The organism is Burkholderia sp. WP42, assembly GCF_000745665.1.
Classification (GTDB): Bacteria; Pseudomonadota; Gammaproteobacteria; order Burkholderiales; family Burkholderiaceae; genus Burkholderia; species Burkholderia vietnamiensis.
Window position 1 is genome coordinate 371,529 of record NZ_KN050724.1, and the last position, 14,702, is coordinate 386,230.

General features: G+C 69.3%; 2 protein-coding genes. One reads left to right on the forward strand and one right to left on the reverse strand.

Going from position 1 to position 14,702, the window contains the following annotated elements; genetic code table 11:
* Positions 1–109 precede the first annotated feature (109 nt).
* Positions 110–1,444 carry a substrate-binding domain-containing protein gene (locus EX20_RS26290; RefSeq protein WP_011882522.1) on the forward strand — a complete coding sequence of 445 codons (1,335 nt, stop codon included), beginning with the start codon at positions 110–112 and terminating at the stop codon, positions 1,442–1,444.
* A 486-nt stretch (positions 1,445–1,930) separates the two neighbouring features.
* Here the strand turns inward: EX20_RS26290 and EX20_RS26295 are convergent, their stop codons facing one another.
* Positions 1,931–14,677, reverse strand: a complete 12,747-nt coding sequence (locus EX20_RS26295) for a filamentous haemagglutinin family protein (RefSeq protein WP_034195290.1) — start codon at positions 14,675–14,677, stop codon at positions 1,931–1,933.
* Positions 14,678–14,702 lie beyond the last annotated feature (25 nt).

Sequence of the window (14,702 nt, forward strand, 5' to 3'; positions counted from 1 at the left end):
AAATTCACACGGACATTTTCGATTTACACCTACATTTACCCGGCGGTCCACAAGTATTCCAACCGCAGTAGCAGGGGTTCCCGTTTATCTTCGTCCAAGGAAATTTCTCATGAAATCCAGCAAGCGCAAGATCTGCCAGGTCCTGGCTCTCGTCGTCGCGGGCATGGGCGCATCGGTGGCGATGGCCGCCGGCCCGGTGATTCAGGGCGGCGGCTCGTCGCTCGTCGCACCGACGATCGGCGCCGTGTCGCCGGCGTCCGGTGAAATCGGCCTGTTCGGCACGTCCGAAGGCACGTTCACGTACTACTCGGTCGGCTCGGGCGCCGGCCAGAACGCGTTCCTGAACAACCAGCCGACCTTCTTCGGCTCGGGCGTGACCGGCACGGTGCATTTCGCCAACAGCGATGCCGCGCTCACGACCGCTCAGGTCAGCGCGTACAACAACACGGGCCTCGGCACCAGCAACGGCCCGCTGATCCAGATCCCGTACATCGTGACGGCCATCACGGTGCCGGTCGTCAACGGCCCTGCCGTGACGAGCACGACGACGCCGCAAACGACGCCGGGTCAGGCGCACAGCGTCGCGCTGAACGACGACGACCTGTGCGGCATCTTCTCGGGCAAGCTGACGAACTGGAACCAGGTCACCAACCCGGAAACCGGCTCGGCCTATCCGCTGAACAAGGCGATCTCGGTCGTCTACCGTGCGGACGGCAGCGGCACGACCGAACTGCTGACCCGCCATCTGCACGCGGTTTGCACGACGGCCAATACCAAGACCGGCGTGTCGTTCGTCGATTCGCTGACGTTCGCGAACACGGTCGCATTCCCGTCCGGCGTGCCGGCGAACTTCGTCGCGGCGTCGGGCAGCGGCGGCGTGCGCGCTTCGCTCGCGTCGTTGTCGGCTGCCGGTACGGCCGCCGTCGCGTATCTGAGTCCGGACTACACGAACACGTTCCTCGCGTCGCAAAGCTCGGTCGTCACGTCGTCGGGCGCGCTGCAACTGCCGATCGCGAGCCTGTACAACACGGCGGCCAAGGCGTACTACGCCCCGACGTATACGAACGCCAAGACGGCGCTCGGCACGATCGCTCCGCCTTCGGGCATTGCCGCCAGCGATCCGACCAACTGGGTGCCGGTGTCGGGCTCGGCGTATACCGCATTGGCGAACCCTGCATCCGGTTATCCGGTCTCCGGCACGAGCCAGATCATCCTGAGCCAGTGCTATGCGAACGGCGCCGCGGCTACGGCGATCCACGACTTCCTCAACAACCACTACACGAACGCGAGCTACGCGTCGGTCGTGCACGGCAACGGCTTCGACACCGTTCCGTCGAGCTTCCAGACCGCGATTTCCGCGAACTTCCTGAGCAACTCGAGCGGCAACTTCCTCGACATCAACGACTCGACCATCTGCGGTTCGGGTGGCTACGCGGGCCGGTAAGCCGGATCGCTTCCGAATCGGCGCGCGGATGAAGCGCGTCGAGTGACGGACGGAGCCCCAAAGGTCGGAAGCCGACCTTTGGGGTTTTTCATTGCGGACAGCGCAGCGATTCACGCGAGCCGTGGTGAAGCGATGCATCGGGTTCGAACCGAAAGGAGAGAGCCGAGCGCCTGCGCGATACGGCGCTGCCCGATGCGGCACAGTGAGCCGATAACCGATCACTCTGGGGCCGAAGCACACGGCGTCTGCGACTGCCCCAGCGTCGATGAAATCCCGCCAAGCACTACGCGCGTCACATCGCCGATCTTGATGTCGACTTTCCGCGGCTGCCTGCGACGCCTACGCCGGTCCGGCACGTCAGGGCACGTCACGAGCCGAATCGCGACGGACCACCGGGAAGTCCCGGTGGCTCGCCGCGCTGCGCGGCCGGCGACCGACGTCACCCGTCGCCGCCCCGGCAGCGCGCGTCCCGCTGCGACGCGCGCTTCAGAACCGGTTCAGCTTCGCCAGCTCGTCCTTGCTCAGCAGCGTCTTCTGCGTCGCCCCCGGCGCGCCGAAGCCGAGCAGCGAAACCGAATTCGACGAATCGTAGCCGACCTGCTCCGGCCTGCGCCGCTTCGATCCGCCATCCGGACCGTTGTCGCCGAAGCCCTCGACCTGCACGCTGATCGTCCAGCGACGCGGCGCGACGCCCGACGCGTTGTTCTTCGCAATGTCCTGCGCGGCCTGGCTCGCGGCCGAGGCGGCCGAACTCGCGGCGGTCAACGCCCCGGTGTTCACCGCCTGCACGAGCGGGATGCCGTTCACGGTGCCCGTCACCTGGATGTTGTCCGCATTCACGACGTGCAACGCGGCAACGTTCAGGTTGCCCGCACGAATGCCGGCGTCGCCCGCATCGACGGTGCCGCGCGGCGCGATCAGATTCACCGTGCCTTTCGGCGCGCCCGGTATGCTCTGCAGCGTCGCGATGCCGGCGCCCGTTACCTGCCCGCGCGCGTCGACGGTGCAGTAATGGTTCGCGTCGCACACGTACTGCGGCGCCGGCGTGTCGGCCGCCGTTTTCGCGCCCTTGCCCGCGTTGATGTCGCCGCTCGAACTCCAGATCGTCATGTCGCCGCCCTGCTCGGTGAAGATCCGGCTCTGCGCGAGCAGTACGCTCTGGTCCGTGAAGATGTCGACGTTGCCCTTCTCGAGCGTCAGGATCCCCATCGTGCCGGGGCCGGCGACCACGCTCCCGGTGCCGTCGACGATCTGCGGCGGCGCCGTCGTGCTGCCGACGAGCGCCTGCCCGCCGGGGCCGAGGATCGTCACGTCGCCGCCCTGCTGGGTCTGGATCGTCGTGCTGCGAATGTCGAGATTGCCGGTCGCGACCTGCCGGTTCGCGCCGTTCGATCCGCCGCCCAGACTGTTCGCCGTATAGCCCAGCGAACCGGGGAACAGTGTGTTGATCGCCTGATAGCCTCGCGCATACTGGCCGCGGTACGGACTCGACGGATCGTTGTAGTCGGCCCCGACCTGCGCGAGCACGCCGAACAGCACCTTCTGCGCGAAGCGTTGCTGCACATACGACGGCAACGCCTGGAATTGCTTCCACGCTTCGGCGGCCGTCAGCCGGCCGACGTTCGCGAGCGCCGCGTCGTGGTCGGCCTGCAGCCCCGTATCGACGCGCAGCCCCGCGTCGTACTGCTCCATGAACGCGATCAACGCCGGCGTCGCGCTCGGCACGCCGGCGACCGAACTGCCCGGCGCGACGTAGGCCGCCACGAAACCGGGAACGTCGATGCCGGGGCCCACGCCGAACAGCACGTCGAGGTTCGCGCTCTGGTGCGGCAGATTCGGGTTGTTCGCGTTGCCGACCGCGTCGATGCCCGTGAACACGTGCGCGATTCCGCCTGTGTTGGCGTGCTGGTTGTAGAGCTCGGCCTGGCTCGTCAGCGGGCCGATGTTGCGGCCGGCCTGGACATCGAACCAGCCAGGGCCGCCGACCGACAGGACCGGCACCACGCCGCTGCCGTTCTGAGGCGTCGGCGTGTCGTATATGTCGCGGCCGGCAACGATCCGCGTCACGTCCGAGCCGCGCAGGTTTTGCCCCCAGAACGCGAGGTTCACGATGTCCTGTCCGGCCTGCACGAGCGACGGCTTGTCGATCGACAGCGTGAGGAGGTTGCGATAGAAGCCGTCGCCGTCGGCGGACGTGTCGGCGACGCCGTTGACGATGCTGCCGTTCACGCTGTAGATCCGCGCCGGGGTCGCGTCGTCCCCGTGCAGCGCCGTGCGCGCATGGGCGGCGAGCGTCGCGTCGGTCAGCGCCGGGATCGCGGCGACCGGCAGCGGGTTGGTCGGCGACGGCATCGTCGACGGATCGGCGTCCGACAGGCCGAATTGCGTCGCCGGCGCCGTGTCGCTGCCGACCGACAACGCCGCGGCGTTGGACAGACGCACCGACCGATCCGCGATCAGGTTCAGTTGTCCGAGCGCCGACGGAAACAGCGTACCGCCCGATTCGACGTCGATACCGCCGCTGAATGCGGTCAGATTGACGCTGGCCGGCAGCACGCCGTTCGCACCGGTCAACAGGCTGCCGATTGCGCCGAGCCGGATATCGCCGGTCGTCGACGACACGTTCACCGACGAGGTCGGCGAGTAGCCCTGGCTGTCGGCGTACTGCCCGTAGTACTGCAGGTTGATCTGGTGGGTCGGCGAATCGCCTGCCTGAGGGAACGCGCTCGCATACGACGGATCGAGCACCGCGCCGAGCTCGACACCCTGTCGGCCGGTCACGTCGAACACGCCGTCCTGGGTCGCCAGGATCGTCGATACCGCTACTGGAGCTTGCCCGGGGATCGACACCGGCACCGCGATGTCCGAGCCGATGCTGCCGCCTGCCGAGATCACGCCCGCGCCTTTCGCGACGAAGTAAGTGCCGCTCAAAATGTCGCCGTCGGCGCGTACCGACAGATTGCCGCCGCCGACGGTGACGGGCTGGCCGGTTGCGTCCTTGTACCAGGTGGTCGGCAACGACACCGCGAGATCCGAAATATTCCCGCCGGCACTGAGCGAGACATTGCCGCCGACGCTCATCACGCCCTGGTCGAAGGCGCCGAAATCGATCGAGGTCCGGGCCAGCGGAGCAACGAGTGTGTTGCCGTCGGCCGTTTTCGCGCCGGTGATCTGCATCCACTGCCACCAATACTGGTCGATCGAGTTACCGGCATTTCCGGTCACGGTTCCGTTCGCGTCGATCACCTTCTGCATGCCCTTGATGTCACGTCGCGCATGAATCGTGATGTCGCCGGCCGAATCGGGATTCACTGCCGAAGTCACCAGAACGTCCTGCAGGCCGGCGACGTTGCCATGCGCGATCGCGGTCGTCAAACCGACCGGCGGCGCGCCTGCCGCCGGCGCGCCGGCCGTATAGATCACGCCCGGAATGATCAGCGTCGACGGATCGGCGACCCGCGACGTGTCGAACAACGACACGTCGTTGCCGGCCGCCACGTCGATCGATCCCTTGCCGGTCCGGATCGTTACCGGTTCGACGAGCGTCAAGCCGTTGCTGTCCACGTAGCCCGTGTGCCCGCTCAGCACCACGTTGCCGAGGTTGGCGGAAGCCGCCGCTGCGTTCGTGGACGTCGAAGCCGGCTGCAACGCGAGCGGGTTCGCGCTCGACACATCGGCGCCGGACACGATCCGGTACGACGAGCTTTCGCCGCCGAGCAAGGTCGCGAAAGCGACCGGTAGCGGATTGTTCGCGGTCGGCACGTTCGCCGCCGCGTTGCCGGGTAGCGCGCCGATATTCACGACGCCGGTATCCGGCACCGACGAAGGCGCAATGGGCGCATAGAACACGTTGTATGCACGTACGGGCGGTGTGAACAGGCTCGGGAGCCGACGATTGAAATAGCGTGAATATGCGAGCATATAGTTCGCGTAATCGGCAAGGTAGGCACGCTGCTCCGACAACGTCGCGTTCGCGGCCAGGCCGGTCGGCGGAGTCGGTGCGGCAGGTGTGCCAAAACTCGTAACCGTCCTGGGGGTGTACCCATTCATGTAAGTGCCGGGCGCGGGGCCGCTCGTGAGGTCAGAGCCCCAATAGGCCGTCAGATAGTCGCTGTAGGTCGAATGATCGGCCAGTACCGGCGCCGGCGTAACCGACGGCCTGACCGGCAGAATGTGCCCGGTGTAAATCGATGAGGAATTCGGCGACGTCCACGCTTCGATATCCTGTTGCCACGCGCCGGTATATGACAGATATGCCGAGTAATAGCCACCGGTCTGCCCCGTCAGCGGCGATACCAGCATTGCATTCGGATCCAGCGACGTGAGGCCCGCCGTTCCCCCGTTCGTAAACGTCACGGTCACCTGCGTCGGATCGTCAAGCGACACCAACTGGTCGAATTGCTGCTTCGCGTCCGTATAAGTGCCGGTTGCCGTAGCCGGCCCCGATCCGCCCAGGATCGACGCCACCTGGCTCTGATAAAACCCGTCCGAAATGCTTGCGTACGCATCGAAATCGTTGGCCGCGCGGAACGTCAGCGTCGGCGCGATCGTCGACCGATAGCGGAAATCCGGCGTGATGCTGCCGCTGTTGTTCGGCGCGCCCGCGCCGAGGTTCCAGTTCGACAGCACCGAGATATTGCCGCCGTTGACCGCACGGCCCGGATTGGCGAGCTCGATGCCCGGCGCGACGCTGAAATTCTGCAGCGATGCAGCGGCGAACTGGCCGGCGACGCCATCCGGTCCATGCTGGACGAATGCCATTAGCGTGCCCGGCGCTGCGCCGGACGCGTCGGCGCGATACCCGTAGAACGCGACATGATCGGCGTTGGCGGCCGCGGCGGCGAAGTACGCGCCGGACAGCCCGGTGAAGCCGCTGCCGGAAATCCCGTTGCGCAATTGATCCTCGGTCACCGCCGTCGACTCTCCGGTCGCGTCGTTGACGAGCGTTCCGCCGCCCGCGCCGCCCGGCGTATAGCTGTACGTCGCCGGCGTGCTGCCCGGCACCGTGAACGTGCCCGCCAGCAGATGGCCGCTGCCGTCGTACCAGCCGGCCGGATCGACGAGGCCGTCGAAATGCTGCGAGCCGGTCGTCGCATCGGCGGTGCTCCACACCGCATACGCTTCGACCGTCGTCTTGCGCGACCCGCGCACGCGGCTTCCGTCGAGCACGACGTTGACCGTGCCGTCGCGCAGCAGCGGCGCGCGGAAATCGACCGTGCCGTCCAGCGTGCCGCCGGGCGTACCGCCGGACACGTCGATCGACGCATTCGAACCGAGCCGGATCGCGCCGGACTGCGCGGCCGACACGTTCTCATAGCCGTAGCTCGCGTTGTACGGATCGGCGACGGCCGGATCGAACGTCGCGCTCGTGCCGATCGCGACCTTGCCGCCGCGCTGGCTCGCATCGGTTGCCTTCGCGAGCAGCGAGCCCTCGATATCGACGCCGCTCTTGCCGTACAGGCTGATCTGCCCGCCCGCCTTGCCGGACGCATCGATCGTCCCCAGCACGTCGACGTTGCCGTTCGCCGCATCCGACGCGTTGCCCGCGCCGCCGTCGGCCGTCAGCGACACCGCGTGAGCGGACAGCGCATTGCCGGCCGACAGCGTCAGGTTGCCCGAGCGCGTGTGAATGTCGATCGACTGGTTCACGCCGCTCGACGCGAGCGTCTTCGCCAGCGCGTCGAGGTCGGCCGCACCGGCCGTGTCGAGCGACAGCGAGCCGCCCGCATAGCCGCTCGCCGCGCCGCCCTTGATCGTGCCGTTCAGGTTCACGACCTGCTTGGGCGCCGACAGCGTCAGGCTGCCCGCCGCGCCGCCGCCCTTCGCGCCCGAGAAATCGAGCGTCGCGCCCGGCTGCAGGTCGACCGTCCCCGCATCGGCGGTCAGCGTGATCGAACCGGCCGGCGCGTACTGCGTCACGTCGAAGAACTGCTTCGACACGCCTGCCGAACTGACCGTCGAACCGCTGCCGATCGTCAGATTGCCGGTGGTCGCCTCGAGGCTCACGTTGCCGGCCGGCGCCGCGATCGTCGCGCCGTTGTCGGCGAGCGTGGCGCCGACGAAGTGCCATGCACCGCCGACCGGCGTCTGCGGCAACGCGGCGCCCGCCGCGCCGTTCAACGTCAGCGCGCCGGCCGTCTTCACGGTCGACGCGGAACGCGTATCGGCCAGATACACGGGCGCGTTCAGCGTCACCGGCAGCGCACCGAAATCGAACGTCCCCGTGCCTTGCCCGACGATGCCGGCGCTCGCGCTCAGGTTCGCCGACGCGAATCCGCTCAGCGACTTCGTGCCGGCGCCGAAATCGATCTCCTGCGCGTTGACCGTCAGCGTGCCGCGGCCCGGCGTGACGGCGCCGTTCGGCGCGCCCGTCTCGTTGGTGAACGCGATCTGCTGCCCGTTCAGCGTCACGCGGCCGCCGTCGCTCGTGAAGGTGCCCGCGCTGAGGTCGACGTGCTTGCCGAACGTCGCATTCACGTCGCCGATGAAGCCCATCGCGCCATAGCTGCGCAACGACACGAGATCGGCGTTCGCGAACTGCGCGAGGCCCGACGGATCGATCACGAAACCGGGCAGGCCCGCCGCGGCTGCGCCGCCCGCATTCGTGAACGTGATCGCCGAGCCGTCCACCGTGATCGCTTTGGCCGACAGCAGCGCGCTCGGGTCGGCCTTCAGCGTGCCGGACGAATCGAGCAGCAGCGCCTGTCCGCCCGACAGCGTCGCGCCCGCGCCGACCGTCAACAGCCCGGCGCCGGTCGCGCCGCTGCGCGTGAGCGGCGCCATCGCGCCGTTCGATACGCGCAGCAGCGCGCCGTCGCCTGCGATCGTGATCGGTTGATCCTTGGCCGCCGGGTAGTCGCCCGCCGCCGCGATCGATGCCCCGGCGTCGACGCGCAAGCCGTTCGCCGCATTCGGATCCGTACCGCCCGCGTCGGTTCTCGTCGCGATCAGGATCTCGGGGCCCTTCAGCGACGAACCTGCGTCGTTCGACACGACCACGCTGTTCGCGATCGGCGTGATCGTCACGCCGTTCGCGGTCGCCGCACGCGTGCCGCCGATCAGCAGGCTGCCGGCATTCAGCGAATCGAGCGCATCGCTGCCGATCTGCAGATAGCCGGCCAATGCCGCGCTGCCGCTGCCGGTGATCTGGATGTCGCGCGACGCGATGTCGACCTCCGCCGGCGCGCCGAGTGCACCGGGCGCCGCGTTGAGCGTCGCGCCGAGCGCCAGCGCCTTGGTCGCGGCGAGCACGAGCTGACCGCCGTCCACCGGCAGCGGCGGCGTCACGTTGCCCTGCTTCGCGGCCTGCGCGGCGAAGAAATCGTTCGCGCCCTTCAGCGTGTACTGCGAATACTGCTGCCAGGTTGCGCCCGACTGCACGTCGAACAGCGTCGGCGTCGCGCTGCGGCCGCCGGTGACCGCGTCGGCGAAGTAGCCGGCCGTCGTCACGGTGCCGTCCGGCCGCACCTGCGTCGCGCCCGGAACGACGTTGCCGCCGGTGCCCGACACCGTCACGCGGTACGCGCCCGGCAGCGTCGCGTACTTGCCCGGCAGCAGCGTGTAGTAGCCGGGTTTCAGGCCCGGCACGCCGGACAGGTACACAGCCTTGCCGATCGCGTCGTGCAAGCCGGCCTGGCCGACATCGAGCGTCGCGGTCGTGGTCGTCGGCGTCCCGTTGCTCGCGACGCCCGGCTGCAGCGTCTGCGCGAACATCGGATCGTATGCGGCGACCGGCGACTGGACGCCCGGCACGATTGCGTAGACGTTCCCGGCGCCGGCGTTGACCGGCACCGCCGTTGCCCCGTTGCCGCTCGCATAGCTCACGTTGTATTGCGCCAGCACGTCGCGCGTGCCGCCCGTGCCCGGCACCCATTCGGCGGCCTGCAGATCGCCGCCGCCCGACAGGTCGATCGTCGCGCCCTTGCCGAGCGCGACGCGCGCGCCGTTCACGCCCACGTACTTCGCGGGCGGCGCGTTCAGGTCCCCCGCCGACGCGCCGGCGAGCGGATTGAACTGCCATTCGACGCCGTCGATCGTCGTGCCGTACGGAATGATCGACGTGCCGTTCGAGACCGACGTGACGCTGCCGTTCGCGAACGTCACCGAATCGGTCGCGACGAGCGGCAGCGTGCCGAACTGTTTCTGCGTCGCACCGCTCGCAGGATCGCCGACGCCGAACACGAGCGCGCCCGACGGCGCGCGCACGGTGCCGCCCTGCACGATGTCGGTGGCGTCGACGAGCAGCGTGCCGCCCGCCGACAGTGGCGTGCCGGACGCGCCGGTCGAGCCGAACGTGACGGTGGTCGGCGCACGCTGGCCCGTGACCGGATCGACGGGACCGACCGCATCGACGATGAAGGTGCTGCCGGTGGCCGGATACAGGCTCGCCGCATTGAACGTGACGTTGCCCGGCGTGTACAGCACGCCCGGCAGCAGCGCATTGCCCTGCTGAGACACGCTCGTCGAGCTCAGCCGGATGTCGCCGCGGCTGCTCAGGTTCGCGTGACCGAAGTTGTTGAGCTGGATCTGGTTGCGCAGATCGACGAACGACGCATTGACGTTCAGCGTCGCATCGGACAGCGTCTCGACCGGCGCGAACTGCGGCGTCGACGACGTTGCCGTCGGGCCCGCCAGCGCGACGTACGGCGCGTCGATCGTCACCTTCGTGCCGAGCGGGTGAGCCGGCGCCTGCGACAAAAGGGCGTCGAGCGCCGAACCGGCGGCGCCCGGCAGCTGCGGCGTCGCCAGCAGCGTCTGCAGCTGGTCCATGCCGATCGCGGCGATGCGCCCGCCATTGAGCGTCACCGACTCGGGCAGCGCGAGGCTCACGTTGCCCGCGAAGGCGATCGTCGGCACCGGCGCCGAAAGCGGCGACGGCGTGCTGTCGCCCAACACGAGATTCGCGATCCCCGAACCGTCGAGGCGATCCGCGGCGAACTCGATCACGCCGCTCGGCTGGCCGGCCGCGCTATCGGCCGGCGTCGGGACAGCCGCGCCCGGCGCGAACCCGGCGGGCAGCAACGTGCCGCTCTGCCGCACGACGAGCGCGGTCGCGCCGGGCGAACCGCCGTTCTGGTGCGGCAGGATCGTCAGCGTGCCGCCGCGCGCTTGCGACGCGCCGCCGTGGCCCGCCAGCTTGCCGTCCGCGAACAGCCCGTATGCGGCCGACAGCGTGATCGAGCCGGCGTCGCTCCACACCGGTTGCGACGCATAGGCGCCGTTCGCCTGCAGGCGGTCGAAGTTCGTCGACGCGCCCGAGACGTCGATCGTCGAGCCGGCTTGCGCGACCACGTAGCCGGCATCGCTCGACAGCGTCACCGAGCCGCCGGGCAACACCTTGCCGGTATGCGGCGTGACCGTCGTCGCGCCGATCCTGACCGGCGCGGCCAGCGGATCGGCCAACGCGACACCGGCCGCGTCGAGCGTCGCATCGGCGCCCAGCCACACCGAGCGGCCGGCGCTCGGCGTGAACACGATGGCTTGCCCCGGCTGCGCAAACGGGCCGCCGCCCGTATCGGCGCTCAGCGTGATCGAGCCGCCCGGCGCGACCACCGAGCCGAGCACCGTCACCTGCAGCGGCGAACCGAAGCCGATGCTCGCGCCGGCATCCGCATGGATCGACGCGCCCGACGCCAGCGTCACGGCGCCGGTCACGTCCGCATAGGACGGCGGCGGGCCATTGGGCGTGCTCTGCCAAGTCAGATAGTTGCCGCCCGTCAACACGAGGCTCGTCGGTTGCCGGTGATAGGCGTCGAGTTGCCCGATCGTCGTCAGTCCCGCCGACGCGAGGTTCGCGCCCGAACCGGTGCGCTGCAGCGCGAGCGCGTCCGGCATGCGGTTGCGTTGCGTCAGCGCGAGCGTCGCGCCCGGCGCGATGGTCGAGTCGTAGTACGCGTTCAGCACGTACTTGCCGAAGCCCTGCTGCGCGAAAAAGCTGTCGGGCAGGTACACGTCCCACGGCGAGGCGGCCGAGCGGTCGCCGCCGATCCGCAAGCCGAGCGCCTCGAGCGTCAGCGTGCCGCCGCCCGAAAAGCCTTCGCTCAGTATCGAGCCGCCCATCGCGATCGTGCCGGCGCTCGGCTGCGTGGCGGGCAGCGGCGCACCGCCGTCGAGCGTGTGACCGAACTGCCTGGTCGCGCCGGATGCCGCATAGGTCTGCAACGTGACGTTGCCGCCGCGCCCGACCGGCACGCCGTCGCGCATCAGCAGTTGCCCGTTCGCGAGCATCTCGCCGCCGCTCGACACGTCGAGCACGCTGCCCGGCTGCAGCACGATCGAGCCGGTCGCATCCACGTCGGCGCCGTTCACGCGCGTCGAGCCCTGCATCGCCGACAGCGAGATGCTGCCGCCGTCGACGAACTGGCTGTTGCCGGGCGTGGTGCCCGGCGCGGCCTGCACGTCGTTGTTCACCCACTGGCCGGCCGCGTCGAGCGCGCCGTGCGGGCCGACCACGACATTGCCGCCGCTCGTGACCGAAATCTTGCCGGACGGCGCCGAGACACGCCCCGCGATGTTCACGTCCGCGCCGATCGCCGAGCTGTCGAGCGAAACGGAGCCGCCGGGCTGCAGGTTCAGCTGCGTGCCCTGCGCGACCTCGATGCCCTTGCCGGCGTTCCTGTCGCCGGTCACGTTCAGGCTCGCGAAGCCGCCGCGATTCAGCGTCGCCACCGGCACGACCTGCGCGGCCGGCAGATTGTCCGGATCGTTCGCGGCGAGCGCCGCCGACGCGCTCGGGTCGAGCCGCGTGTCGATCGAAAAGCCCGGCATCAACGCGCCGAGCTGCGGCGCTTCGTTCTGCAGGATCACGAGGCCTGCGATGCCGTTGATCGTGAGCGACGTGCTGGCCGCGGCGTTCCACGCCATCCCGGCCAGCGCGCCGCCGGCCAGCTTCGGGTCCGCGCCGAGGTTGAACGTACCGCCCGACGGCAGGCTGTTGCCCTGCGTCTGCTTCGCGCCGCCGAACGCCTGCGCGCTGACGTCGCCGTCGAGCACCAGCGCCTGCGACGCGAACAGGTCGAGCGTGCCCGCATTGCCGCCGACGATGTAGTCGGCCTGGTACGCGGCGCCCGTCTGCAGCGGGTTGAACCACGACTTCGTCACGCCCCAGCGCGGATGGCTTTCGACGAACTGCCCGGCAATGCCGACATAGCGCTCGTACGGGCTCGCCTGCCCGATCGGCACGATCGCGCCGTTGGCGTCCACCAGCCGCGTCGTGTTCACCATCCCGCCGTCGTAATGCACGTAGCCGCCGTTCAGGTTCATCGACGAACCGGTCGCGGTCATCACCTCGTTGCCGGACAGCGTGATCGTGCCGCCGTTGGTCAGCAGTTGATCGACGGTGCGCGGAATCAGGTTCACGTAGCCGGACAGGTTCAGGATCGGGCTGCCGACCCACTGCACGCCGTCGCTGCGCGTGCCGGTCAGCGTGCTGTCGACGACCACGCCCTTCAGTCCGAACAGGAAGCTGTTGCGCAACAACGGCGAGTCGGCCAGCTCGTTCTGGCCGATCCGGTCGATGGTCAGCAGCGTCTGCGAGATCGGCGCGTGCACGTCGGCCAGCCCCGATACGTCGATCGTCGCGCCGTCGTCCACGTAGATGCGGCCCGGCACCGCGCTCTGCCCCGGCGTCGAATTCGACACGACGGACGGCACATAGGCCGTCACCGACACGTTCGAGCCCGGCGCCTCGATCAGCGAGCCGCGCTGGAACCACACCGAACCGGCCGTCATCGCGATGCCGCCCGGCGTGAAGGTCGTGCCCGGCGTCGACGTCGCCGTCTGGCCGGCGCTGTCCGCCAGCACGGTGGTCACCGATTGCGGCCCGAAGCTCAGCAGGCCCGCGCGATTGACGTTGTCGGCGCCGCCGGTCCCGCTGGAGACCAGCCCCGAGCCGGGGTACGGATTGCCGAGCGGATCGTTCGACGCATATTCGTCCGCGGTCGAGATCGTGATCGTGCCCGGCGTGTTCACGCTCGTCGTCACGCCGACCACGCCGTTCTGGGCGACGCGGCTGCCGAGCAGGTTCACGTTGCCGCGCGCGGCCTGGACGATGCCGGTGTTGGTCAGCGTGCCGGCGGGCGTGACGTCGATCGTGCCGCCGGTCTGCAGGTCGGTCTTGACGATCTGTCCGCTCAACTCCGGCAACAGCACCTGCGGATTAGCCGTCACGCCGGCGGTGTTGGGGCGCAGGCTCACGCCGACGCCCGCCGCCAGCACCACCTGTCCGGCCGTCGCGGAAATGCTGCCGGCGTTCGTCACGTTCGGCGCCGCGACCAGCACGAAGCCGCCGTCGCTCGCCGTCCCGTTGGTGTGCGTCGTGATCGACGCGCCCTGCTCGATGGTCACGTCGCCCGGCGCCTGATACGCGCCGCTCAGCAGCACCGGGCCGCCGAGCCCGAGCACCTCGTTCGGGCGGCCGATGGCGCCCGCCACGCCGCTCGAACTGCCCGATTGCGGATAGGCCAGGCCGCCCGTCTTGCCGGGCTGCACGCTCAGGAACTGCAGGTTGCTCGCGACGATGCCGTCCGCGGTCGGCACGAGCTGCTTCTTCATGTCGAGCAGGTTCAGCGACGACGCGACCAGCGAATGCACGTTGACCTGCGAGCCGGCACCGAACAGCACGCCGTTGCGGTTGATCACGTAGACGGCGCCCTGCGCGGCGATGTTGCCGAGGATCTGGCTCGGCCGGCCGCTCGGATCGTTGACGCGGTTCAGCACCGCCCAGTTGTTCGCACCGTTGGTCTGCGTGCCGCCCGACTGGTCGAAATTCAGCGTGGTCTGACGGCCGACGTTCATCGTCTCCCACGTGAGCACCGCATTCTGGCCGGTCTGCTTGACGTCGACGTTCACGTGCCCGTTCGCGTCGACGCTCTGCGTCGGCGCGTTCGCGTTGAACCACAGCACCGGATTGCTCGTGTCGGCCGTCGCGCCGGCCGCCACCTGCAGCCCGCCCGGCGCGAGCCCGTTCGGCACGCTCGACGGCAGCTTCGCCGCGGCGGCGGCCGCGTTCTGCTGCGCGGCGATCTGGGCCGCGATCGCATGCGCGGCGTAGCCGAGGTTGCGGATCGACGGCTGGCTCGCCTGCGCCGCCTGCTGCGGCGACACGCCGAGGTTCGGCATGCCCGGCACGCCGCCGGCCGCGCCGCTGCCGCCGCCTGCGGCGCGCGCGGTGGCCGCGCCGAGGTTCATGATGCCGGCCGCGTGCGCATGCGCGGACGCCGCAGCCAGCAACATCAGCGCAGCGGCGCGCACCAGCGGC

Bases quoted from the DNA above. Each gene is read 5' to 3' on its own strand.
- EX20_RS26295 (WP_034195290.1), bottom strand. From the start codon at position 14,677: ATGTTGCTGGCTGCGGCGTCCGCGCATGCGCACGCGGCCGGCATCATG.
- EX20_RS26290 (WP_011882522.1), top strand. From the start codon at position 110: ATGAAATCCAGCAAGCGCAAGATCTGCCAGGTCCTGGCTCTCGTCGTC.